This is a genomic window from Cytobacillus firmus, from assembly GCF_023612095.1.
In the GTDB taxonomy this organism is placed as follows: Bacteria; Bacillota; Bacilli; order Bacillales; family Cytobacillaceae; genus Cytobacillus.
Window position 1 is genome coordinate 3,699,596 of record NZ_CP086235.1, and the last position, 24,134, is coordinate 3,723,729.

24 protein-coding genes, 3 pseudogenes and 1 riboswitch are annotated in these 24,134 nt (G+C 44.1%); of the genes and pseudogenes, 9 read left to right on the plus strand and 18 right to left on the minus strand.

All coding sequences use genetic code 11. The features are described 5' to 3' along the window. Nucleotides 1-8: 8 nt before the first annotated feature. On the minus strand, nucleotides 9-1,106 hold the full coding sequence (locus LLY41_RS18685) for a carbohydrate kinase (RefSeq protein ID WP_304586126.1): 1,098 nt from the start codon (nucleotides 1,104-1,106) through the stop codon (nucleotides 9-11). 131 nt (nucleotides 1,107-1,237) lie between these two features. Continuing rightward, nucleotides 1,238-2,623 carry an alanine/glycine:cation symporter family protein gene (locus LLY41_RS18690; protein ID WP_304586127.1) on the minus strand — a complete coding sequence of 462 codons (1,386 nt, stop codon included), beginning with the start codon at nucleotides 2,621-2,623 and terminating at the stop codon, nucleotides 1,238-1,240. Between the two features lie 159 nt (nucleotides 2,624-2,782). Here LLY41_RS18690 and LLY41_RS18695 point away from each other — a divergent pair, with 159 nt between their 5' ends. Together LLY41_RS18695 and LLY41_RS18700 are read left to right on the plus strand one after the other, a co-directional pair. Beyond that, on the plus strand, nucleotides 2,783-3,211 hold the full coding sequence (locus LLY41_RS18695) for a MarR family winged helix-turn-helix transcriptional regulator (protein ID WP_304586128.1): 429 nt from the start codon (nucleotides 2,783-2,785) through the stop codon (nucleotides 3,209-3,211). 56 nt (nucleotides 3,212-3,267) lie between these two features. Next, nucleotides 3,268-4,464, plus strand: a complete 1,197-nt coding sequence (locus LLY41_RS18700; RefSeq protein WP_304586130.1) for an MFS transporter — start codon at nucleotides 3,268-3,270, stop codon at nucleotides 4,462-4,464. A 299-nt stretch (nucleotides 4,465-4,763) separates the two neighbouring features. Here the strand turns inward: LLY41_RS18700 and motB are convergent, their stop codons facing one another. The 6 genes from motB to LLY41_RS18730 all read right to left on the minus strand — a co-directional run bounded on the left by motB (nucleotide 4,764) and on the right by LLY41_RS18730 (nucleotide 8,600). Further along, a complete protein-coding gene (gene motB, locus LLY41_RS18705; protein WP_304586131.1) occupies nucleotides 4,764-5,561 on the minus strand; it encodes a flagellar motor protein MotB in 798 nt (265 codons plus the stop codon). After that, entirely contained in the window at nucleotides 5,554-6,348 is a 795-nt protein-coding gene (motA, locus tag LLY41_RS18710) for a flagellar motor stator protein MotA (protein WP_304586132.1), read from the minus strand. The genes motB and motA overlap by 8 nt, the downstream gene beginning before the upstream one ends. Before the next feature lie 137 nt (nucleotides 6,349-6,485). After that, nucleotides 6,486-6,905, minus strand: a complete 420-nt coding sequence (locus LLY41_RS18715; RefSeq protein WP_304586134.1) for a hypothetical protein — start codon at nucleotides 6,903-6,905, stop codon at nucleotides 6,486-6,488. A gap of 139 nt (nucleotides 6,906-7,044) precedes the next feature. Next, entirely contained in the window at nucleotides 7,045-7,506 is a 462-nt protein-coding gene (locus tag LLY41_RS18720) for an STAS domain-containing protein (RefSeq protein WP_095244388.1), read from the minus strand. Nucleotides 7,507-7,537: 31 nt separating this feature from the next. After that, on the minus strand, nucleotides 7,538-7,912 hold the full coding sequence (locus LLY41_RS18725) for a DnaJ family domain-containing protein (RefSeq protein ID WP_304586135.1): 375 nt from the start codon (nucleotides 7,910-7,912) through the stop codon (nucleotides 7,538-7,540). A 100-nt stretch (nucleotides 7,913-8,012) separates the two neighbouring features. Next, nucleotides 8,013-8,600 carry a peroxiredoxin gene (locus LLY41_RS18730; RefSeq protein WP_370460143.1) on the minus strand — a complete coding sequence of 196 codons (588 nt, stop codon included), beginning with the start codon at nucleotides 8,598-8,600 and terminating at the stop codon, nucleotides 8,013-8,015. A gap of 122 nt (nucleotides 8,601-8,722) precedes the next feature. On the opposite strand from LLY41_RS18730, the gene LLY41_RS18735 reads away from it, so the two are divergent. After that, nucleotides 8,723-8,950 carry a hypothetical protein gene (locus LLY41_RS18735; protein WP_226619409.1) on the plus strand — a complete coding sequence of 76 codons (228 nt, stop codon included), beginning with the start codon at nucleotides 8,723-8,725 and terminating at the stop codon, nucleotides 8,948-8,950. A 292-nt stretch (nucleotides 8,951-9,242) separates the two neighbouring features. Here LLY41_RS18735 and hutH read toward each other — a convergent pair whose 3' ends face one another. Together hutH and LLY41_RS18745 are read right to left on the minus strand one after the other, a co-directional pair. Then, nucleotides 9,243-10,736: a histidine ammonia-lyase gene (hutH, locus tag LLY41_RS18740; RefSeq protein WP_304588062.1), complete on the minus strand. Its 1,494-nt coding sequence runs from the start codon at nucleotides 10,734-10,736 to the stop codon at nucleotides 9,243-9,245. 356 nt (nucleotides 10,737-11,092) lie between these two features. Further along, nucleotides 11,093-11,941 (minus strand): STAS domain-containing protein, encoded by an 849-nt coding sequence (locus LLY41_RS18745; protein WP_304586136.1) that lies wholly within the window; start codon nucleotides 11,939-11,941, stop codon nucleotides 11,093-11,095. Nucleotides 11,942-12,142: 201 nt separating this feature from the next. On the opposite strand from LLY41_RS18745, the pseudogene LLY41_RS18750 reads away from it, so the two are divergent. The 3 genes and pseudogenes from LLY41_RS18750 to LLY41_RS18760 all read left to right on the plus strand — a co-directional run bounded on the left by LLY41_RS18750 (nucleotide 12,143) and on the right by LLY41_RS18760 (nucleotide 17,043). Beyond that, nucleotides 12,143-14,235, plus strand: a pseudogene (locus LLY41_RS18750) (DNA topoisomerase III). A gap of 99 nt (nucleotides 14,236-14,334) precedes the next feature. Continuing rightward, a complete protein-coding gene (locus LLY41_RS18755) occupies nucleotides 14,335-15,648 on the plus strand; it encodes a short-chain fatty acid transporter (protein WP_304586137.1) in 1,314 nt (437 codons plus the stop codon). A gap of 162 nt (nucleotides 15,649-15,810) precedes the next feature. After that, the gene (locus LLY41_RS18760; protein ID WP_304586139.1) at nucleotides 15,811-17,043 is read left to right on the plus strand and encodes an aminopeptidase; all 1,233 of its coding nucleotides are present in this window, start codon (nucleotides 15,811-15,813) and stop codon (nucleotides 17,041-17,043) included. 39 nt (nucleotides 17,044-17,082) lie between these two features. On the opposite strand, the gene LLY41_RS18765 is transcribed toward LLY41_RS18760, so the two are convergent. From LLY41_RS18765 to queF, 6 genes and pseudogenes are all read right to left on the minus strand, one after another. Beyond that, complete coding sequence (locus LLY41_RS18765) at nucleotides 17,083-17,349, minus strand: hypothetical protein (protein WP_304586140.1); 267 nt, start codon at nucleotides 17,347-17,349, stop codon at nucleotides 17,083-17,085. A gap of 53 nt (nucleotides 17,350-17,402) precedes the next feature. After that, nucleotides 17,403-17,927, minus strand: a complete 525-nt coding sequence (locus LLY41_RS18770) for a hypothetical protein (RefSeq protein WP_304586141.1) — start codon at nucleotides 17,925-17,927, stop codon at nucleotides 17,403-17,405. Further along, nucleotides 17,924-18,274 carry a hypothetical protein gene (locus LLY41_RS18775; RefSeq protein ID WP_304586142.1) on the minus strand — a complete coding sequence of 117 codons (351 nt, stop codon included), beginning with the start codon at nucleotides 18,272-18,274 and terminating at the stop codon, nucleotides 17,924-17,926. Before LLY41_RS18775 ends, LLY41_RS18770 begins: the two co-directional genes overlap by 4 nt. Before the next feature lie 272 nt (nucleotides 18,275-18,546). Next, the gene (panF, locus tag LLY41_RS18780; RefSeq protein WP_304586144.1) at nucleotides 18,547-19,989 is read right to left on the minus strand and encodes a sodium/pantothenate symporter; all 1,443 of its coding nucleotides are present in this window, start codon (nucleotides 19,987-19,989) and stop codon (nucleotides 18,547-18,549) included. Between the two features lie 10 nt (nucleotides 19,990-19,999). Then, nucleotides 20,000-20,275, minus strand: a pseudogene (locus tag LLY41_RS18785) (YhdT family protein); the annotation flags it as partial. A 160-nt stretch (nucleotides 20,276-20,435) separates the two neighbouring features. Beyond that, nucleotides 20,436-20,933, minus strand: a complete 498-nt coding sequence (queF, locus tag LLY41_RS18790; protein ID WP_061792266.1) for a preQ(1) synthase — start codon at nucleotides 20,931-20,933, stop codon at nucleotides 20,436-20,438. A 112-nt stretch (nucleotides 20,934-21,045) separates the two neighbouring features. Next, nucleotides 21,046-21,091, minus strand: a riboswitch (PreQ1 riboswitch). A 143-nt stretch (nucleotides 21,092-21,234) separates the two neighbouring features. On the opposite strand from queF, the gene mscL reads away from it, so the two are divergent. The 3 genes and pseudogenes from mscL to LLY41_RS18805 all read left to right on the plus strand — a co-directional run. Continuing rightward, nucleotides 21,235-21,612, plus strand: a complete 378-nt coding sequence (gene mscL, locus LLY41_RS18795) for a large conductance mechanosensitive channel protein MscL (RefSeq protein ID WP_095244375.1) — start codon at nucleotides 21,235-21,237, stop codon at nucleotides 21,610-21,612. Between the two features lie 62 nt (nucleotides 21,613-21,674). Continuing rightward, nucleotides 21,675-22,316 carry a Bax inhibitor-1/YccA family protein gene (locus tag LLY41_RS18800; protein ID WP_095244374.1) on the plus strand — a complete coding sequence of 214 codons (642 nt, stop codon included), beginning with the start codon at nucleotides 21,675-21,677 and terminating at the stop codon, nucleotides 22,314-22,316. 219 nt (nucleotides 22,317-22,535) lie between these two features. After that, nucleotides 22,536-22,973 (plus strand): annotated as a pseudogene (locus LLY41_RS18805) (AhpC/TSA family protein); the annotation flags it as partial. Between the two features lie 11 nt (nucleotides 22,974-22,984). Here LLY41_RS18805 and LLY41_RS18810 read toward each other — a convergent pair. After that, nucleotides 22,985-23,710, minus strand: coding sequence for a 5-formyltetrahydrofolate cyclo-ligase (locus LLY41_RS18810; protein WP_095244372.1), 726 nt, complete (start codon nucleotides 23,708-23,710; stop codon nucleotides 22,985-22,987). A gap of 159 nt (nucleotides 23,711-23,869) precedes the next feature. After that, a complete protein-coding gene (locus LLY41_RS18815; RefSeq protein WP_304586147.1) occupies nucleotides 23,870-24,124 on the minus strand; it encodes a hypothetical protein in 255 nt (84 codons plus the stop codon). Nucleotides 24,125-24,134: the final 10 nt, after the last annotated feature.

A 24,134-nucleotide genomic window follows, 5' to 3' on the forward strand; every position in this document is an offset into this window, starting at 1 on the left:
ACTTCTCCTTAGTCGAAATATTGGTTGAACGTTTCCTGAAGGCGTTTGTTGTTCAGGTTCGGGTTAACGGTTTCAATGGACTGCAGGGCAAGCATCGAGCAGGACATGCCAATTTTGCAGGCATCCTCTGTGCTCAACCCCTTTAAATGGGCAAAAATAATACCTGATACAAGCGAGTCACCTGCACCTGTCACATCAGCGATTTTCACCTTTGGCGGCAGCTGCACACCTGCTTCACCTGTTTTTGTGAAGTAGATCAGTCCTTTATCTCCCCGGCTGATCACCACTTTTTCCACGCCTTTATTGATCATTTCCTGTGCTGCTTTAAAGAAGTCTCCCTCCTTGATGATTTCCATCCCTGTCAGGGCTTCTGCCTCATTTTTGTTGGCAATCAGCCAGGTGACACCCTGCAGACTTTCCGGCAGATTCTTTATTTTTGGTGCTGAAACAGGTGTGATGCATAGCGGAATACTCTCTTCGTAACACCTTGTGATGATTTGTTTTAAAACTTCTGGCGGAAAGTTGGTATCCAAAATGACCATCTCAGATGATGCCATGTACCCCCACTTTTTTTCGATAAACCCTCTGGTAACGCTTTCATAAATGGACATGTCAGCTAACGCCACCGCCATTTCCCCTTCGAGATCAAGCACGGCTGTATAGGTTCCCGTGGCGGCCCCTCCCAGGGATTGTGAAGGTGTCACGTCAGCAAAGGCTTTCGTATATTCCAGAAGCCATTCCCCTTCCGGATCGCCTCCCACGACGGTCATCAGACCGACATTACAGCCCAGCCTGCCAAGGTTTTCGGCAATGTTCCGTGCCACTCCCCCGCAGGATTGGGAGCTCTCAGCGGGATTCGATGTTCCGTATTGGAGCTGTCCGGTCGTCTGGATTTTTCTGTCTACATTGGCCCCTCCCACACAAAGCACTTCTTTCTTTTGCGGCAGAACATAAGCCCTGCCAAGAATTTCCCCCTGCTTGGTCAGTGAGGAGATATAGCCGGCTACAGCGGACCTTGAGAGCCCCGTTTTGTCAGCCAGCTCGTTTTGGGCAATGAATGGATCCTCTTTAATCAGCTGCAAAATTAATAGTTCTTTATCGTTCACAATGGATCAGCCCTGTCTTTTTTGACTTTTGTTAAAATTATAAACTTTTGTCTATTTATCACACAAGTGTTATTTTTCCAAAAATTGTTTTAGCTAAAAAAGATCCCCCGCCAATAGCGGGAGAACTATTATTACGCTGCATTATCGTCTTTTTTAATATCCTTTAAATAATACTTTTCTGAAGTAAAGAACTCGTTTTTCAGCTGTTTAACCTCTTTGCTTAGAAGGAGGACAGCCACGATGTTCGGTATCAGGATCATGGCAAGTGCCAGATCAAGGAACTGCCAGATGGTTTGCGCTGCACCCACTGAGCCAAGAACTATGGCAGCAATGTAAACGACTTTAATGGCTTTTCCGGCAAAAGAGCCAAATAGAAACTCAGCCATTTTAGAACCATAAAAGACGACTACGATGATTGTGGAAACCACAAAGAATACGAGTGACACAGCGACAAGAATACCTCCAAATGAGCCAAAGTATTCCGTAAATGCCGCTGCTGTCAGGGCTGAAGGATCCTTCATGGCCCCTTCCCTTGTCCACACACCTGATGAAAGGACCACAAATGCAGTTGCAGTACACACAATCAGCGTATCCACAACAATACCGACAATCGCCCAGAAGCCTTGGCGCACCGGGTGGTCAGTTGTGGCAGCCGCATGGGCAATCGGTGCCGTTCCAAGTCCTGCCTCATTGGAATATAATCCTCTTGCAAATCCCCAGCGAATGATTTCGCCAATTGCCGCACCGGCAAATCCGCCTATTGCAGACATCGGCTGAAACGCATAAGTGAAGATTAATTCCAACACTTCAGGAAGCTTGCCCAGATTCATAAATAAGACTACTAACGCTGCACCTACATAAATGAGTGCCATAAATGGAACAAAGATTTCGGTTACCTTTCCAATTCTCTGGATCCCCCCAAAAACAACCAAGGAAACCAGTGCCGCTACAGCGATTCCTGCATAAAGTCCATTAATCTTAAAGGTTTCGGTGACTGCAGATGCCACGGCATTACCCTGAACCATGATGCTTGGGATTAATTCGATCATGAGCGCAAAGGCAAATATCACACCAAGCCACTTCATGTTCAGACCTTTTATCATGTAATACATAGGGCCGCCCACATATTCTCCATCTTCATTTTTCTCTCTGTACTTAATAGCCAATACACTTTCCGAGAACTTAATGGACATTCCTATTAGCGCAATGACCCACATCCAAAAGACTGCTCCAGGACCGCCAAACATGATGGCTGCCGGCACACCAACAATGTTTGCAGCTCCAATGGTGGAAGCCAGTGCAGATGTGAGTGCCTGCAGCGGTGTAACGGTTCCTTTTCCCTTCGGCTTTTTAAAAACACTTCCGAATGTCTGTTTAAAAATATATACCGGATATCGGAACTGGAAGAAACCCAGCAAAAAGGTTAAATACAGCCCTGTTCCGGCTAATAATAGGATGATGGGATATCCCCACAGCCATCCTGAAATATCTCCTACGACTTCTAATAACTTATCCAAAAAAATTTCCCCCTTATAGTTATGCACAGTTGCCCTTGTTATTCCATTCCCTTTTATTTGCCAGTTAAACACTTAGTTAGCAAAAGAATATGCGAGGTAGACAAATTCTTAAATTCCATGTATAGTTAGCTAGGTAACTATTTTAAGCAGGTGAAAACAATGCACCCTAATCAAAGTGAATTTTTTCATTCCATCAACCAATTTACACGCCATTTTTCCAAAGTACTTAATGAAAGTCTGGTGCCGCTTGGGTTATATGCGGCTCAATGGACGATTATTTACCGACTGAAAACCGGAGGCCCGAGCACCCAAAAAGAGATTTCTTCTTATTTGGGAGTTGAAGCTCCGACCATGACCAGGACATTGGCCCGTCTTGAGAAATCAGGCTGGATCACCAGAACAGCCGGCAAGGACAAACGCGAAAAACTGATTTCACTGACTGATGCAGCCACCCAGGAATACGACAATTGGCTTTCTGCAGTAAGATCAAGCGAAAGCAATGTCCTGCAGAACATTACAGAAGAAGAAATCAGCACGATGATCAGACTTATGGCAAAAATGAGAGAAAATATGGTACCAGGCACCTAGACCAGTTCACGAAATTGGTATAGGTACCTGGTACCTTCATTTGTTAGGAGGACAACATGAAGAAACAGCCATTATGGACGAAGGATTTTTTGAGTATTTCTGTTACGAGTTTTTTCTTATTTATGGGGTTTTATGTGTTGCTGACAACACTTCCCCTTTATATTTTGGATGATTTGAAAGGGGACGAAACACAGGTTGGCCTGATTATTTCGGTCTTTTTGATTGCTGCCGTGATCAGCAGGCCGTTTACAGGGAAATGGATTGATGAGGTTGGGCGGCGGAAGATTCTGCTGGCTTCCCTGATTGTATTTGCTGTCTCATCGCTTCTTTATTTTTGGGCTGACACTATGCCTGCTCTTTTAGCTCTAAGATTCCTTCACGGTGTAGGATTTGGCATGGCCACCACAGCGACTGGAGCGATTGTTGCTGAAATTGTGCCGGATGAACGGAGAGGCGAAGGGCTTGGCTATTATGCGATGTTCATGAATCTCGCCATGGTTATTGGCCCGTTTGCAGGTTTGACGATTGTTCAATATGCAAGCTTCAAATGGATTTTTGCGTTATGTACCGTTTTATCATTTATTGCTATTGTGCTGGGTGCATTTGTAAAAATACCGCAAAAAGCAGAAAGCTCTGTTAAGCATCCCAAATTCACACTTTCAAGCTTATTCGAAAAAAATGCCGTTCCTGTTGCGATTTCAGCGGGCATCCTTGCTTTCGCGTACTCAGGAGTTCTTTCCTTTATTTCTGTTTATGCAAAAGAGCTTGATTTACTTGAAGCCGCGAGCTTCTTCTTCGTTGTATATGCGGCGTTCATCATAATGTCCCGCCCATTTACAGGCCGCTGGTTTGATGCATACGGAGAGAATAAGGTGATCTATCCAGCGATTATTCTGTTTGCGGCAGGTTTATTTTTGCTCAGCCAGGCCAACAGCACCTTTGTATTTCTGCTGTCAGGCGCAGTAATCGGATTGGGGTATGGCACGATTGTTCCGAGTCTTCAAACCGTTGCCATCAAGCAGGCTGATCCAGCGAAACGCGGACTTGCTACCTCAACCTTTTTCACCCTCTTTGACACAGGGATCGGTTTAGGATCCTATGTTCTCGGAATTCTTGCGGTCAAAACAGGCTTCGCTTCGCTGTATTTTATGCTTGCCGGAGTCGCATTGCTTGGCCTGCTCGTATACTACCTGCTTCATGGCAAAAAGACAGAACCAAGAACCATTCATTCAGAAGCAGATCTTCCATTATAATAGCCCCTTGCGGCTCTTTTTCTTTGTCAATCTTAATTTGTGTATATTTTCTGAAAATTATTTGTCTTTTTTGTGAACGCCGGCATATAATGTAATTAATATATTTTAGGAGGTTCGTTAATGACCATTGTTCACATATTAAACTTCTCCATTCCCATCGCCTGCGTTTTCCTATTTGGTGTAATGGTCGACCGCATGTGCAAACCGGACGGCACCGAACAGGAAGCAAATGAATAATCCCGTTAAAGCGGCTGGCTGACAGCCTTTTTTTATTTCTTATAAAAAAAGAAACCAGCCCCCTAAGGCTGATTCCCCGTTCTTGGCAATATTAAAATTTCTACCCGTCTGTTCTTCGCCCTGCCTTCTTTATTATCATTTCCGGCAACCGGCTGGAATTCCCCAAAACCTTTGGCACTGAACCATTTCGGGTCCAGCTGGTCATTTTTCAGGATGATTTTCATAAAGTTGACTGCCCTCATCACACTGAGCTCCCAGTTGGACTCGAAGTTCGAATTGCGGATCGGGACATTGTCTGTATGACCGCTAATGATGATATTTCTTGGCGGGTCCATGATGAGAAGCCCGGCAATTTCACCAGCCACTTTTAAATCCTGCTCACGGACCTCTGCACTTCCTGAGCCGAACAATACATTATCCCTGATTGAAACAAGCAGTCCTTCGGTGGTTAAGGAGGTTTCCAGTTTGTCCGCCAGGTTTTGATTTTCAATAAAGGCATTGACTCTTTGCTGCAGCTCTGCCAGTTCTTCCTGATCGGCAGCCTGTTTCATTTTTTCTTTCTCCAATTCATCCAGCGCGGCCATTTCCTCGAGGTCCTTGCTTGGTTTTTCAGACACAGCATCCGTGGATTGCATTTGTCCTTCCGGCATTGGACTTGGGAATTCAAAGACGCCCGTTCCCCCTGAAAAGACATCATTGAATGCCTTTGACAGCTTCTGAAATTTCTGGGCATCTACTGAGCTCATGGAGAAGAGTACAATGAACAGGGCGAGAAGCAGTGTTAATAAATCAGCATACGGCAAAAGCCAGGATTCATCTACATGCTCCTCATGATGCTGCTTCTTTTTCCGCCTACTCATCCTTTGCCACGCTGCTTTCTTCAAGGAATTTACGGCGTTCTCCTGCAGGGAGATAGGAAGCAAGCTTTTGCTCGATCACACGAGGTGCCTCCCCTTCTAAAATAGAAAGAATCCCTTCGATCATCATGCTTTTAATTTTCGCTTCCTGCTTGGATTTTCTCTTTAGCTTATTGGCAAACGGATGCCAGAACACATACCCGGTGAATATCCCCAGTAAAGTCGCTACGAATGCCGCACTGATGGCATGACCGAGGCTTGCAGTGTCCTCCATATTTCCAAGAGCTGCAATCAATCCAATAACGGCTCCCAATACTCCAAGGGACGGGGCATATGTGCCAGCCTGGCTGAAAATTTGCGCGCCTGCCTGGTGCCTTTCTTCCATCGCTTCGATTTCTTCACTTAATACATCCCGTATGTAATCGGCACTTTGCCCATCAACAGCCAGAGACAAGCCGTTTTTTAGAAAGGCATCTTCAACTTCGTTCGTCTTGACTTCCAGGGCAAGCAATCCTTCTTTTCTTGCCAGCTGAGCCCATTCCGAAAACATCTTAATCATTTCAGCCGGATTCATCAGCTTCTCTTCTTTAAATAAAATGCCAAAAAGCTTTGGCACCCGCTTAATTTCATTTGTTGGAAATGCAATACTCACCGCTGCTGCCGTACCTAGAATAATGATCAAAATAGCGGCCGGGTTCATCAGAGCAGATGGCGGAACCCCTTTAAGAACCATCCCGACTCCAACCGCTATGATCCCTAATATAACTCCTATAATCGTTGTTTTATCCATGCATGCCACACCTTCTATGTAGTCTGAAAATCTCTAAAACCTTCTATTAATAATTTCGGATGATTTTTACAGTTCTTTAGGAAAATTTTCATATATAAAAGACAGGGGTGCTTCCCCTGCCTTTGTTTTCACTATTATTAGATCCAGCGGCATCCGCAGAAACCTCTTCTTCTGCGGTCATCGTCATCTCGGCGGCGTCTGCATCCTCTTCCAGATCCAGCTAAATCTCTGTTGTACCATAGGTCACCAGCACCGCGTACATCATCGCGGCGATGTCTTCTGCGGTCGTCTTCTGCTCCGCCCACACTGTCTCTTCCACAGCCGCAATGTCTTCTGCGATTGTCCTCGATTCCAGCTACATCGTCATCTCGGCGGTGCTTCCTGCGGCGGTCTTCCGCTCCGCCAACGTCATCTCGGCGGTGCTTCCTGTCGCGGTCTTCAACTCCACGGACATCATCACGGCGGCGATCATCTTCTTCTTTTACAATAACTCTTTCGGCTCTGATTTCTACTTCATCTGCATTAATCTCAAATCGTCTTCTCCAATTATTTGACATAAGTCTACCTCCTTTCTCATGGATACTACAGAATATGTGCCAGAGGCAGTTTTCGCATGGACAAATCCCCAATCAGAAAGAAAATGTGCCTGTATAAAATAAAAAACCCTATCCTATTCAGGAAAGGGATCTTGAGAACTTAGATTTTTCGAAAGACGAGGCTGTTTATTTTCATTAAATGCTTTAAAGCCGCCTGGAAGTTAGCATGAGTTTCAGCATTTAATTCAATGCCGGACAAGACAATTTCCTTTATCAGCTGCGGGGTCATTCCTACAAAGTAAGGCTTAACTCCCATGAGGTTAATCGAATCAGTCAGGTTGCGGATTTGCTCTCCAAGTTCAGTAAGGCACATCTGCTCTATGCGGTCGACCGTTATGTCGGTAAAATCGATGATGGCAAATTCAATGTCATGTTCTTTAATATGATTCAATATCTTAGCTGTAATTTTTTCGAGTCTTTCTGCCATGAGCAGGCCGGTAACGGGCACAAGAATCGTTTGGGGAATGATCGATGGAATAATGGGTGCCGTCATATCCGCTATGGCTGCCTCATATTCCTCCACTCGTTTCTCAAGAATCTTTATATATTCATCTTTATTCATGTGTTCTCCTCGATTCCAATCATCTAATTCATTAGAATAATTTATTGTTAATTTTTTCTTCGTAATTTTTAAAAAGGGATGAGTTGGTGTTCTGTCTTCTTTTGGACATCATGCTGTTATAGCGGAGCAGCTTTTCGTTTAATTTCTTCTGCAATGCCTTCTTTTCTTCCTGGTTCTCACATTTCTTCATCAGGTCTTCAATCGTCAGCATTTCCTTTTTCACTTCGTTTTCTTCATCAGTGAATCCGGCATTCTTCATGATGCGATAGGCCATGCGCAGGTTCTCAGGGATGGAAGACAGGTCATCAGGCGGCAGCGGTTTCCCATATCCCGGCAGGTTATCAAACTCGCCGTCCCTATAAGCTTTTTTTATGCGATCTTCAGAAAGGTTAGAAAAAAAGTCCACTCAAGCTCCCCCTTCACTTCATTTGTACTTATTATATATTTTCGGCGCTGCATATTAAAGTAATTATGTATATAGAAGAGAAAGCTTGCGCCTCCTCCTTTTAGATTTTACCTATTAAGTTTGGATCCTTGTTAATCCCCTGCTGGCCGGGCTGCCAGTTTGCCGGCACCCCCTTCCCTGTCTGCTGTGCATATTGAATTCCCTGCATGATTCTGACATGTTCATGCAGATTTCTCCCGACTTCTCCTGGATAAATGAGCTTTGCCGCAATGATGCCATTGGGGTCGATAAAAATGGATGCCCTGATGGCCGCTCCTGACTTTTCATCCAATACCCTATAAGCTCTGCTTATTTGATGTGTCCGGTCGCTGACCATTGGATAATTCACGTTTTTTAATGACGGAGATGTTTCCTTAAATACTTTATGTGCATATACACTGTCCGTACTGATGGACATGACTTCGCAGTTTAAGGCTTTTAAATAAGGGTTCACAGCGGCGACCGCCGCCAATTCTGTCGGTCAGACAAAGGTAAAATCACTCGGATAAAAAAACAGCAGCACCCATTTTCCAATATAGTTCTCAAGATTGACTTTTTTTATTTGATGATCAATGACAGCATCGGCAATAAAAACTGGCGCACGGTCTCCCCGTCCCGCACAGAACACGGAAACATTCGGATCAATCACGGCTGTCCCCCTCCTTTTCTCTTTCGTCTTTGCTCTATATACTTATGCGAACAAGTGCAAAATTGAACGGAAAATATTGATTGAACCAGCCGTACATAGTCCTGATGCCGGAGGGAAAAATAGTGGAAGAATGCAAATTCAACTATGAAAGGAGCCTGATTATGTCACGCGGAGTCCATTTTAATCATAAAAAAAAGCATCATCCGGGGGAATTTCCTGAACACACAATGGTGGAGCGCCATACAACTGAGGCACAGGAAGATGAGGAATTTATTGTGACACAGGAAGCGTTTAAAAACCGCTTTGAAGAAGATGAAGCCAAGGAACTTGAGGAAAGAGCGAAGGATTAAAAGTCAGGGGCCTGAATAACATTCAGGCCCCTTTACTCTTATGCATTCTAACGGGCAGTAACCCCCCTCTAGATTCAGAGGAATCAAAGGAGAATAAGCGGGTTTAAACTGCCCGTAAAGGCCGGAAAGGAAGAACAAAGACTAAAAACGCCACATCCTCCCAAAAGCTGCCGCTTTCGGTCGCGCGATGTATCGCTGCCGTTGCCTTCCAACGTCTTTGTGACCCACTTCCTGTACGCCTCAACTATCAATCAGTGGGGATAAGGACACCCCCACTGATTGAAGTTTCACTTTATATTGCGTCTATTTCAACATCTTTCAGCCAGGCTGCGCATGCTTCAATATCCTTTGAAAATACGCGGTCTTTTGTGATGGAAGGCACCACTTTTCTAGCTTCTTCATAAAAGCGTTTTGTTTTATCAGCCATTTTATCAGAACCCCGGAATTCTGCTGCCTGCAGTGCGCAAATCACTTCAATTGCCAGTACTTTATTGACATTTTGGATAATCTGGTAAGCATGTCTCGATCCGATAGTTCCCATGCTCACATGGTCTTCCTGGTTCCCTGATGAAGGAATCGAATCCACACTTGCCGGATGGGCGAGTGTCTTATTTTCCGAAACAAGGGATGCTGCTACATATTGAAGAATCATCGCACCAGACTGCAGTCCAGGCTCCGGGCTTAAAAATGGCGGCAAATCACTCAGCTGCGGGTTAACAAGCCTTTCAATACGGCGCTCTGAAATATTGGCCAGTTCCGCTGCCGCGATTTTCATGAAGTCCATTGCAAGAGCGATCGGCTGCCCATGAAAGTTTCCGCCTGATATGACGCTTTCCCCATTTTCAAAAATAAGCGGATTATCTGTGGCTGCATTCATTTCGATTTCAAGCTTTTCTTTTACATAGTCAAGAGCCTGCCAGGATGCTCCATGCACCTGCGGAATGCAGCGGATGGAATATGCGTCCTGCACCCGGATTTCCCCCTGTCTTGTAATCAGGCTGCTGCCTGACAGGTATTCCCTTATTCTTCTGGCTGTGTCCACCTGCTGCTGATACCCTCTTGCCTGATGGATGTTCTCATCAAACGCATCAATTATGCCGTTTAATCCCTCCATTGTAAGTGCTGCGATCAGCTCACTTTGATAAGCGATTTTTTCAGCCTCCAGATAACCAATGACTCCCATTGCCGTCATCGCCTGCGTGCCGTTAATGAGGGCAAGCCCTTCCTTCGCCTGTAAGGTTACAGGTTCTATTCCTTCCTGAACAAGCACTTCAAGCGCAGGCTTCCTTTCCCCCTTGTAAAATACTTCCCCTTCTCCCATTAATACTAATGCCAGGTGGGATAAAGGAGCCAAATCTCCGCTTGCTCCAAGAGAGCCCTGCTGCGGAATGACAGGATGGATACTTTTATTCACAAGTGCTAAAAGAGTTTCGATCACGACCGCACGAACGCCTGAGAATCCTTTCAATAAGGCATTTGCTCTTAAAAGAAGCATTGCTCTTGAGACAGACTCAGGGAACGGCTCCCCTACTCCGCAGGCATGCGAACGGATTAAATTCAGCTGAAGATCCTCGACATCTCCCTGGTCAATTCTTACATCGCTGAATTTTCCAAAACCAGTATTTATTCCGTATATGACTTTTTCTTCGCTTACAATTCTCTTTACGGCTTCATGGCTGTTTTTTACACGAAGCATGCTTTCTTCTGATGCCGCAGCCTTTACTCCTTCAAAAAGAACTCGTTTGACTTCAGACAAAGTAAGAGTATTTCCATTTAAAGTAACCACCCTGTTCTCCTCCCCGTGAGTTAAAGTCATCATCGATTCTGTCAATTTTTCCATTTTATATCCTCCCCGGTACATTAGCGAGATAAAGAAAAGGCTGTATCTCAAACACAGGTTTGAAATACAGCCTTTTTTAGAAGATTATTTGCACTATCTGTTGTCAGATGTCTCATCTTTATCACAGCCTATTTTTGTTATATTTTCTGAATATAATTAATTTTATGTGTCCTATTAAGGTATGTCAATAATAATTTCCCAGTTTTTAACAAGTTAGATTGTTAGATTGGTAACACAGTAAAGCGTATTTTATTATTTCCATATAAAAAGCCGGCAGTTCTGCCGGCTTTTCATTCTTCTTTCTATTTTAAGTTTTCACCTTGTCTTCTTAAAGCATGTTTTAGTTTTCCATATGTTTCAATACCCGTGAAATCCAGGCCGAGCTGAATGGAAGTCTGGGCAACCTCAGGGCTGATGCCGGAAATGGTGGATTTGACCCCTAATAGCTTGAGAGCTGTCGTTAAAGAGAATATTTGATGGGCAACCATCGTATCGATAATGGCTACACCAGATAAATCAATAAATAAATGCTCAATGTTTTCTTTTGCACATTTTTTCGGAATTTCCTCCAGCAGGATTTGCGCACGCTCGGTGTCAATATCGCCGATAAGCGGCAGAACAGCTGTGTCATCTTTAACAGGAATTACTGGAGTGCCAAGTTCATTGATCAGACTTTGCTGGGCAACAAGCCTTCTTGTGGTCAGTTCATAATACTTTTCCGAAAATTTGCTGATCAGTTTATCGAAAGCCCTATTAATGGTCTTGCTCCATCCTAATACATCATCTGTTGTCACTTCTGACTGGTTTTCTTTAATGAACTTTTCAACAAAATGCCAATAGGTTTCCCTTACAGTCCCTAAAGCTTCAAGCACTTGAAAAATGGGGGTACTTGAATCCACTCTGCTTTCAGCTACAGTTTTGGCCCACTCCTCCATATTTTCAATAAACACTGCTTCGTCATCAAGCAAGGCTGATGAAACGGTACGGTTGGTAAAAGCATTTTGTTCTCTCAGGAGCTGTTCATAAACAGGGTCTGCATCCGCAGAATAAATGGAGCCCTTCTGCCTCTCCCTTAAGGACAGCCACATGTCTGTAATGTTTATCGAGTTTTCCTGAATGTAATCAAGTAAGCGCTGATTCTTTTGATTCATTATTTTCACCTTGTCTTTCTAATTGTAAACAATCTGTTAAGTTCATTGTAGAATGAATCAGGACTATTGAAAAGCGATACAGCTTAGATGGCAGCTATATCATTTTGTCCACAATAACCTCTTCCATTACAAATATAAATGATTTTCCGCTATACTTAGTTAGGATACAAAAGGAACTGAATGGATTTGAAAGGAGTCATTATGAAATCACTTGTTCTTGCTGAAAAACCCAGTGTTGCCCGTGAAATCGCCCGGGTGCTGGGATGCCGGCAAACTCATAAAAGCTATATGGAAGGCGATAAATATATCGTCACTTGGGCTCTTGGCCACTTAATCGAATTAAAGATGCCGGAGCATTATGACAGCAAATATAAAAACTGGAACCTGGAGGATCTGCCGATTATTCCTGACCAAATGGGTCTGAAGGTGATGAAGCAGACCAGCCACCAGTATAAAGCCATTGAAAATCTGGCAAAGCGGAAAGATGTTAAAGAAATTATCATTGCAACTGATGCCGGCCGTGAAGGTGAGCTTGTCGCCCGCTGGATACTGGAGAAAATCCGCTGGCGCCAAACCATCAAGCGTTTATGGATTTCTTCTGTAACAGACCGTGCCATCCGTGACGGTTTTCAAAACCTTAAACCCGGAAAACAATTTGAAGATCTGTATGAATCCGCCGTGTGCCGGGCAGAGGCTGACTGGCTCATCGGCCTGAATGTCACAAGGGCTCTGACGACTAAATACAAGGATCCCCTATCCGCGGGCCGGGTGCAGACACCGACTCTGGCGCTCGTTATGGAAAGGGAAAAATTGATTCAGCAATTTGTTCCAAAAGAGTACTGGACGATTCACGCCAACATTGGTCCCCTGCAGGCTGACTGGGAGAAAAATGGTGAAAAGCGCATTTTCGCTAGAGAAGCAGCTGATGGAGTCCTTTCCAAGATAAAAGGGCAAAAGGCGGTTATCCAGTCCATTAACCGGAAGGAAAAAACAGAGCCGCAGCCGCTTCCTTATGATTTGACGGAGCTGCAGCGTGACGCGAATAAACGTTTTGGCTTCTCTGCCAAGAAAACGTCGAATGTGCTGCAGAAACTTTATGAACAGCATAAGCTTGTCACCTATCCGCGGACAGATTCACGCTATTTAACAAAGGATATGGAAGCAACCATGTTGGATCGCCTCCATGGCATCGCTGCTTCCTATAAAGATGAAGTGAAGCCTATCCTTGCGAATCAGGGCAGGGTGCTGGCAAAGCGCGTTTTTAATAATGAAAAAGTAACCGATCACCATGCGATTATTCCGACTGAAGAACGTGTGCATCTCGGTGATTTGTCTCCTGATGAGCGCAAGCTGTACGAATTGATTATGCGCAGGTTTCTGGCCATGTTCCATAACCCTTATAAGTATGAAACCATCCATGCTGCTATCGATGTTAATGGTGAGGCCTTCACAGCCAGGGAAACAGCCGTTATCGATCTCGGTTATCGCAAGGTTGAACGGAATACTGAAGAAGAGACAGGAAAACAGAGCCTGAAGAACATTTCGAAAGGACAGAGTTTTACGCTGCAAAATGCCGAATCCGCTGCGAAGCTCACTGAACCGCCTCTTCGCTATTCCGAAGCTGACATTTTGACACAGATGGAAAAATACAGTCTCGGAACACCTGCTACAAGGGCGGAAATCATTGAACGGCTTCTTGAGACTGAAGCCCTCGAAAGACAAAATGGACGCCTGTTTCCGACTAAAAAGGGCAAACAGCTGATGGACCTGGTGAATGAAGATCTGAAATCACCGGAACTGACTGCCAAATGGGAGCAGGAGCTAGAGAAAATCGCTCGCGGAAAAGCAGATCCAAAAGTGTTTCTCCAAAATATCCGCAAGCAGACTCAAACTCTGGTTTCAGAAATTAAAAAGAGCGACAAATCGTACCGTGCCCACAATCTCACCGGCTCGAAATGTCCGGAATGCGATTCCTTCCTGAAAGAAAGGAATACAAAGGACGGAAAAATACTTGTCTGCTCCAATCTTGATTGCAGTTTCCGAAAGCGCAAGGATCCAAAGCTTTCAAACCGCCGCTGCCCGCAGTGCCGCAAAAAATGGAGATCCATCAGGGCAAGGCAGGCGCCTACTTCCAGTGCCGCCCATGCAATGTAGTAGAGAAAGCCCAGGACAAAAAGAAAGCCGTCAACAAACGCGAAGAACGAAAACTTGTTCAGAAATATACCCAGAAGGAAGAGTCCTTTGGAACAAGCCTTGGTGATTTGCTGAAGGCCGCAATGGAAGATAAAGATTAATGTATAGCCCTGGCTGCTGCCGGGGCTTTTCTATATGAACTGACATACACAGCTTGTCCTCTCCATAGCATGTACTAATACTGAAAGGAGTGTGACAGGATGTTAACCAGAATGGCAGACCGTTTCTCCAAGTTTGTGGAAAGGTATCTCCCTGACGCCTTTGTCATTGCTGTACTAATGACTCTGTTTGTATTCATAGCCGGATTTTTCATGAAGCCTTCTGAACCTGCCCAGCTGTTTAAATCATTTGGTGACGGCTTCTGGGTATACCTTGCTTTTACCATGCAAATGGTGCTTCTCTTGATGACAGGCATGGCACTTGCTTCTGTTCCTTCTGTACAGCGTATACTTGAAAAGCTTTCCTCCAAAGCGAAGACAGCCAATCAGGCCTACGTACTGACTTTTCTCGTTTCTTCTGCTGCTTATTATATTAACTGGGGCCTTGCGGTTGTCGTTGGCGCCATTATTGCCCGTGAAGTCGGAAAAAGAAATCAGAACGCACACTTCCCTCTATTAGTGGCTGCAGCGTATGCACCCACTGCTCTATATACAGCCGGCTTATCGAGTTCAATTGGTTTGACTGTTGCGACCAAGGGGCACTTTCTGGAGGATATTGCTGGGGTGATTCCTACTTCGGAGACGATCTTTCATCCAGGAACAATTGCCATTTTAATTGCTCTTGTTGTTACAATGCCGATTTTCATCGTGCTGATGGCACCAAAAAAGGGCATTATCTCATACGTTCCCCCTAAGGAACTCAAGCAGGAAGCTGAACCGGATGAGGTTTTAAAAACGCCCGCCGGAAAGCTTGAACGAACACCTTTTCTCGGAATCATTACCGGATTAATCGGGTTAATCTATGTTATTATCGAGTTCATAAACGGGCGTGACCTTGACTTAAATATTATCAATATTACTTTTCTATCGTTAGGCCTTATTCTCCATAAATCGCTCGTACAGTACGCCAACGCTTTTAAAGAAGCGGGTTCTGCCATTTCCCCTATCATTCTGCAATTCCCGTTTTACGCCGGTATTATCGCTGTCCTTAGCAGCTCCGGGTTGGCAGAGTCCATAATCAATGGAATGGCGTCCATAGCCAGTAAAGACACCTTCGATATTTTCACCTATTGGGCAGCCGGCATCGTCAACATTCTTGCCCCTTCAGGCGGCGGGCAGTGGGCTTTACAGGGGCCGCTTCAAGTTCCTGCCGGTCTGCAGCTGGGTGTGGATCCTGCCATTACGGCTATGGCGGTGGGCTGGGGTGATGCCTGGACGAACTTGATCCAGCCATTCTGGGCACTTCCAATTTTAAGTGTAGTTGGCCTTCATATCCGCCATATTATGGGCTACTGTGCATTGCTGGCCATATGGGTGGGCATTGTTACGACCATTTTAATGATTTTTGTATATTAATAGAGACAGCCAAGCCTTACCAGGGTTTGGCTGTTTCTATTTTCCTCCGCCCGGAGATGGAGCCCGGAAGTTCTGCAGCATGATTTTGAGTTCAATAGGTTTCTTTTTCCGGACAGAACCGCTACAATGAAAATGAAGATTCTGACAAAAGGAGAATACATAATGAGTCAATTTCAAACGAATTTAGAGAAATACGCAGAGCTTGCAGTGAAGGTCGGCGTAAATGTACAAAAGGGTCAGACACTGGTTATTAACACAACACTTGATTCAGCTGAACTGGTTCGCACTATTGTGAAAAAGGCATATGAAGCAGGAGCTCATAACGTTGTTGTGAACTGGAGCGATGATGCGGTCACACGCACAAAGTACGATTTGGCACCGGACGAGTCTTTCTCGGAATACCCGGAATGGCGTGCAAAGGAAGTCGAAGATTTAGCTGAAAAGGGTGCGGCATTCATGTCAATCGTTTCAGCAAGCCCTGATTTGCTGAAAGGCGTGAAATCAGAGCGAATCGCAAGCTTCCAGAAAGCAGCCGGACAGGCGCTTGCAAAATACCGCAAATTCATCCAATCCGATAAAGTGAGCTGGACAGTTATCGCAGCTCCTTCTCAAGCATGGGCAAACATGGTATTCCCTGAAGCTCCGGAGGAATCCAGAGTGGAAATGCTTTGGGACGCTATTTTCAAAGCCACTCGCGCTGACCTGGATAACCCGGTTGAAGCCTGGAAAAAGCATGATGAAACACTTCATGAAAAAGTGGATTACTTAAACAGCAAGCGATATCAGAAGCTTCACTATAAAGCTCTAGGCACAGACCTGACAATCGAGCTTCCAAAAGGCCATTTATGGGTCGGAGCAGGCAGTGTGAATGAACAGGGGCACGAATTCATGGCGAACATGCCGACTGAAGAAGTGTTCACAGTACCATACAAGACAGGTGTGAACGGTACAGTTTCCAGCACAAAGCCTCTAAGCTATGGCGGAAACATCATCGATAACTTCAGCCTGACATTTGAAAACGGCCGCATTGTCGATGTGAAAGCAGAAGAAGGAGAAGAAATCCTTAAGCAGCTGGTTGAGACAGATGAAGGCTCCCACTACCTTGGTGAAGTGGCACTGGTTCCTTTCAACTCGCCAATTTCCAAGTCCAATCTGCTTTTCTATAATACTTTATTTGATGAAAATGCTTCAAACCACCTTGCCATTGGCAGTGCGTATGCATTCTGTATTGAAGGCGGCAAGAAAATGTCCAGTGAAGAACTGGGTGAAAACGGCTTGAACGAAAGCTTAACACATGTTGATTTCATGATCGGTTCCGCTGAAATGGATATCGACGGAATCACTGAAGACGGCAGCGCTGAACCTGTATTCAGAAAAGGTGACTGGGCCTTTTAAAGCGAAAGCGCCCTTTCGTGACTATAAAAAATCATGCGGTCATTGACCCGCATGATTTTTTATTTTCTTTAATACGATTTCACTAACGTTTCCTTCTAAATCAGAAATCATATCGATGGAATATTTATCTGCCGGGTAGGTGGAGATGGTTTCACCTGACAGCTTCTCTTCCCTGACCTCCGCTGGAGTGCCAAACATGGCGGTAATCTCGTCCATTGACGTTCTCACCCGCTGTCCAGGAATGGAAATAGCTGTTACGTTCCCCGTTTCCCGTTCATAATAATAGGTAATTTCAGGATACATCACAAAAGGGCTGCCGCCTTCAAACCCCTCTTCAACAAAGTTTGGATCTGACTTTTTTATTTCAGATATGTTTGTGCCAATCGGAAATGGACTTCCGAGGGGATTCCCTGTTTTGCTTTCTCAATGGCATCCCCACTGAGTGCGAGGTTTTTAAAAGGATAGTAAAGGGCTTCCTTTTTCAGCCACAGGTTCATCCAGTCGATATCAGAATGATCTTCTTCTGAAAGCTCGATTTGGTCGTGCAGGCTCATTGAATGGGCTTCCTCATTAAAAAGCCATGTTGAAATAACCCATCCATCACTCTTTTTTTGGGCAGTTTGAAGATACTTTTGATTAATGGTTTTTATTTTCGCTTTGGAGGTAGTGGTCATGTCTTTTTCCGTACTGATTCTTTGCACTTCTCCGTCCTTAATCGCCAGCAGCTGGCCCTTGACTAAGTTTTCCCCCTTGGACTGAAAGATCGAGATGATGGTTTTGTTCCTCATTTTCTGAGTGTAAACCTGTTCCTTTGAAGGATTAAAGGACATTTCAGAACTGTCGTTTAGAGCTGCTTGTTTATACGCCTCTTTTGACCCCTTCAAAGCCAGGTATACTGAATAATGTCCTGTAAAATAGGAATCGCCTTTCTTTCCTTTTGCACTGTCCTCTTCCAGAATGGTTCTTCGTTCGTCTTCCGAAAAAGGTAAACTGTATACTTCATAATTCCGTCTGTTGCGTCAATTTGGAATAGTGACTTGCGTTCAAGCCAAACGGTATCTTTTTTATCTTTTCCAGCCTCTTGTACTGATATATTATCTTCTGCTTCCACTTTATCTTCTTTTTCAAGTTTTATTTCTTCTGTATTTAAAGATGCATTTATTTCACTGGAACAGCCTGCTATAACGGATGACAGCATGGCAATCATAATCATATTTATAAAATTTTTCATTATATTCTCCCTAATGTTAAAAAACATTTCCATTTAAAGTCAAATGTTACAATTACGTTTCAACTAATTAAGTGTAACAAATAGGGATAGTTTCTACAAACCTATCAATATGCTCATTTTTTTACAAAAACCCATGTTTCCTCCCTTTTCCTTTATATATGACTCTTCTCCTGCTTCAATCAAACGTTTGATTATAGTGACGAGGGCCTGATCTATAGGCACTTTGCCGGTTAATACGAAAGGCCCCGGAATACCTCTCCGGAGCCTCTTGATTAAATTTCTGCTGCTGCAGGTGCTGTTTTTTCGGTAAATAGACTTACAGCTATATATGCGGCCAGTGATAAAGCAATAGGCAATACGACTGTATTCATGCCTAAAGCATTGGGATAAAAAGTGTGGAATAAAATATAGGAAGCCGTTCCGGTTATCATGGAGGCCACCGCACCATATTTATTTCCCTTCGCCCAATAAAGACCCAGAACAACAGGCCATATGAATGCTGCTTCCAGTCCTCCAAAAGAAAAGAGATTCAGCCAGATCAGCAAATCGGGCGGACTGAGCGCCATGATGCACACCAGAACCCCCAGCAGGGCTGTGACGGCAAAACTCATTTTCTTAACCGTGCTTTCTTCAGCATCAGGTTTAATGTAATTAATATACACATCTTTAACAATCGCCGAGCTGACCAGAAGAAGCAGGGAATCCACGGTTGACATGATGGCAGCCATCGGTGCAGCCAGCACAATTCCCGCAAGCCATGGCGGAAGGACTTCCATGGCAATCATCGGCATAACTTTATCCCCTACTTCAATCCCCGGAAGAATCGGCCGTGCAAACACGCCAATTAAATGCATGCCAAGCATGATAAAGCCGACCACTATTGTTCCGATGATAATGGCCCTATGCATGGCTCTGGCATTTTTATAGGACATGGCCCTTACTGCAACCTGAGGAAGACCTACAACCCCCACTCCAACCAGAATCCAGAATGAGGATACATATAAAGGGGTCAATCCGCCATCAAAGCCAAACGGAGTAATCAGATTCGGGTTTTCTGAAGACAGATCGCTGATAATATTTGGTATTCCTCCACCTGCCACAATAACAGCAACCAGCAGGATCATAGTGCCGATGAACATAATTCCGCCCTGGACAGCATCCGTTACGGCAACAGCACGGAAGCCGCCTATGACAACGTAGACCATGACAGAAGCGGCAAAAATGAATAAAGCCGATAAATAGCTTAATCCTGTCAGTGATTCAATTAATCTTGCTCCGCCAACCCATTGGGCAGCCATGGCGGAAAACAGGAAGATTATGATGCTGAGAGAAGATAGCCAGACAACCCATTTGCTGTTATATCTTTCTTTCAGAAAATCGATGAGTGTGACAGCATTATACTTTCTTGCTATTATCGCAAACTTTTTCCCCAGTACCATGAGGACGAAATAACCGGTAACAACTTGCGACATGGCAAGCAGTACCCAGCCAAGCCCCTGTGTGTATGCAACACCGGGACCTCCAATGAAGCTGCTGGCACTTCCGTATGTGGCAATCATGGTCATGGCCAGAATAAAACCGCCCAGCTGCCTTCCTCCAAGAAAATAATCCTGCAGAAACGAACTGCCGGTATCAATCTTTCTGCTGGACCATAAGCCCACCAGAAAAATAATGACTAAAAAGAAGATAAGAGGAGCAATAACCTGCCAGTTCATTCGGATTCTCCCCTTCTCCGTTTTCTTCGAACGGAACTTCCTTAAACAGGAATTTCACAGCTGCTGATACCAGTATCACCATCACAACAAAACCCGCTACACAGCTCCAGAAAAACCAGGCAGGCAGCCCCATGATGAATATATACTCATCGGCAGGCTCTGACCCCAACCCATAGGCAAACCCATACCACCAAATAAAATTAAAGAGTACGAGACCAATGCCAATCCACGCTTCTTTCTCTGCTACTTTAAAGCGAGGATCTTTTTTATGTATGCTTTTCTTCATTATGTCCCCTTTCAGAGCTTTATTATTGTACTGCTCTATTAAAATACAGAATATTCCCTAAATATAATCCCACTTATGTATTTTTTCTGCAACAAAAAAAGCAGATTCCTCTGCCTTTTTTGATATTATTTTAAAAATGAACTTTAAGCAAGCTATGTTCTTAACGATTGTCAATCGTCTCCGGATATAGATCATGGTTCATCAAGCGGTAATCGGCCATTTTTTCATATTTCGTCCCCGGCTTTCCGTAATTGCAATACGGATCGATGGAGATTCCTCCACGAGGAGTGAACTTGCCCCAAACCTCAATATAGCGTGGATCCATTAATTCGATAAGATCATTCATAATGATATTCATGCAGTCCTCATGGAAATCGCCGTGATTTCTGAAGCTGAAAAGATATAGCTTCAATGACTTGCTCTCTACCATCTTTTGATCCGGAATATAGCTGATATAGATGGTTGCAAAATCCGGCTGGCCTGTTTTCGGGCAAAGGCTCGTAAACTCTGGGCAATTAAACTTTACAAAATAATCGCGGTTTGGATGCTTATTATCAAAAGCCTCCAGAATCTCAGGAGCATATTCAAAAAGATAGTTAGTACCCTGATTTCCCAATAATGTAATATCCGTCAATTCCTCATCTTTTCTTCCTGACATAAAAATAGCCTCCCTTTATATGATCCCGCTGATCCTAAAGAGAGGTCCGAAAATTACAGCTTGAAAAAAATAAAACCATATCCTCTCATGGATATGGTTGATTATTATAATCAAAGCCATAGTTTTTTATAGAGGGTGAAGCTATGAACCTCTCCCGCTCACACGGGAATAATAGAAATATAATTGTCATAGTTACTATAGAGAAAAAGCCTGTTTCTGTCAATAGGTGCTTTCTCTATCTGGTTTTCATACCTTCTTCATAGTATAATAACGGTAATTTTTCAAAGAAAGGTGACTTGTTATGTGGAATGAGTTTAAAAAATTCGCTCTAAAGGGAAATGTCCTGGATTTGGCAGTTGGGGTTGTAATCGGAGCTGCCTTCGGAAAGATTGTATCTTCCCTTGTAGATGATATTATTATGCCGCTTGTCGGATTGCTGATGGGCGGAGTCGACTTTACGGATCTTATGGTTAAGGTCGGTGGGGCACAAGTGAAATACGGTTTATTCATACAGAATGTGGTGGATTTCTTCATCGTGGCATTCTCCATTTTCGTCTTTATCAGGATTATCAACAATCGTTTTAAAAAGAAAGAAGAAGCAGCACCGGCACCAGCTGTGGATAAAAATGTTGAGCTTTTAACTGAAATAAGAGACCTATTAAAAAAAAATAATTTATGAAACTTAATTAATAGCTCAGTCGTATATACATATACAAAAGAATTTAGAGGAGAAATGAAGAAATGTATGTACAGTATACCGCAAATAACAGTTATTTGCCCTCTGTTTTACGGGCGTTTGCCTTATCATTGGGGATTGCATTTGCCGGAACGATGGCGGGTGTTTTCATCCCTCCAGCCCTGTTTTTGCCGCTAATGCTTCTTGAACTTGGAATGCTGCTTTTCGCTTTCCTGCTCCGCCGCAAAAAAGCTATTGGGTATACATTCCTTTATGTCTTTACATTTATTTCAGGGATGACGACCTACCCGATTGTTGCCCACTACCTGGCTGCTATTGGACCTAACCCTGTTTTAACAGCACTTGCAACGACCACGGTTGTATTCACTGGCTTAGCTGTATATGCTTCGACAACGAAGCGGGACTTATCTTTCCTTGGCGGCATGCTGATGGCGGCATTGCTCGCTCTTATTGCGATTGGAATTTTCAGCCTCATCTGGCCGTTAAGCTCTAACGCGATGCTCGCGTTCTCCTTCATCGGAGTGCTTGTGTTCAGCGGATATGTGCTATTCGACTTCAACCGCATGAAGCAGTATGGAGTGTCACCGGAAGAAGTGCCTTTGATGGCTCTTAACCTATACCTTGATTTTATCAACCTGTTCATTAATATCCTTCGCATTTTTGGAATATTGGGGAGCCGGGACTAAACAGGAGTGCGAACTCCTGTTTTTTTATGTGCAAGCCGCAATTCTTTATTCCTTCAAAAGAATTAGGTATGATCAGATGTAAATCCGAAAGGCGGGATATTCATGGAATATATTTTAGAAACCCAGCATCCTGATAAAAATTTTACGCTTGAAAAGGCTATCAGCAGCCAGTACACAATGGCTGTCTTCGTCCGCCATCTTGGCTGACCGGTCTGCCGGGAATATCTTGCGCAGTTGCGCGAGCGCATAAATGAAGTAGAAGCTAAAGAATTTCAAGTCATTGTCATTGCTCCTTCGAAAGGAACCTTTATCAGTCAATTCCTTGAGCAACTCGGTCCGTTCCCTTTTCCGATCCTCGGCGACCCTTCCCGGGAAGCTTATAGAGGAATGGGACATAAAACCATGCCAAAGTGGAAGCTTCTTTCAAAAGCAGCACTTGGGTTTATTACAGGAAAAGTCGGCGGCTTTATCCCTAAGGATGAAAAACAAAAGGAGTTTGTCATGAAATCCATGAAAACTCAGGATGTCTACATTCAGGGCGGAACATGGCTTTTCTCGCCTCAGGGAAAGATATTATGGAAGCATATTGATGAATCCCCTGAAAATCACGCAAAGATTGATGATGTTTTAAAGAAAATGGACGAAGTGAAAGCTTAAAAGGCAGTCAATTACTTGGCTGCTTTTCCTTTTGTGATCTCCCATATTTCATGCAAAACCGGCATCTCTTCCATTTCCTTATCCGTTACAAGATCCCATTGAATCCCGATTGGTTTTGGATAGGGCGTATTGGTTTTGATCAGTTCCTTTTCAGTGGCAATCCAGTCGACAGTCAGATCATAAGGATCCCTCGGGATATCTGCCTCTGTCACCTGGGCGCTGTTAACCGTTCCAATCACAGGGATTTCAGGATTCCCCAGTTCCCTGATGATCGCATACTCCCGATCAGCATAACCCTCCCCTTTTCCGACCCGCCGGCCATCCGGGTGAAGCCCCACTGATCCGGCAAAAAACAAATCAATTTCCGGCAATTCTGTGAGGGGAACTTCTTTTCCGTATGAGTGAATATGCTTAAGGCTCGCTGCTTTTCGCTCCTCCCCGGGCGGTACCCATTCCGGCTTTACCATAATAAAGCCTGCTTTCAGCCGTGGAGTTGGAACCAGCAATGTCTTTCCATCTTTCAGAATTTGGGTGCGTACCGGCAGCTGCGGAGAATCAGGATTTACCTTAATGACCTTAGCCTCTTTATACTCAGGCATCGTAAAAACAAATGCAGCCGCTTTTTCAGCTCCTTTGAAATTGGGAATTCTATTTGTTAAAGGAAACGGAAAGCGGCCAAGCTTGTTCTCCTCAAGAAAATTCCATATGTACTCACGTATTTCTTTCTTCGTTTTCATCGTGTTTCACTTCCTTTCTTTCATTTTATCTATTAAAGAAAAAAACTCCAATTTTTTAAATAAACAGGTTTTAACACAAGTACACGGGGTAAACAAATAATGCAAGGCCAATAACAAAACGGAAGGGACTGGTTGACGATGAAAAGCGTAACAGCGACTTCAAGGTTCGTCATTGGCATTGCAAGAAACCAGGGAGGGTTTGCAGAGCGTTCGAAAGGCACTCTCGTCTATAACCGATATATTTAAAATCGGTTCGGCCCTATGCAAATCGTAATCTCCAGGGTGTCCGTTATTCGGACTTAAAAAAGGTGCAGACCAATCGGTTTGCATCTTTTTTAATGCCACAAAAACCCCATTTTCTCCTCTTTTCTTTTCCATATTCCAAAAAATAATCCTATCAAACTGTTTAGACAAGTATATTTTT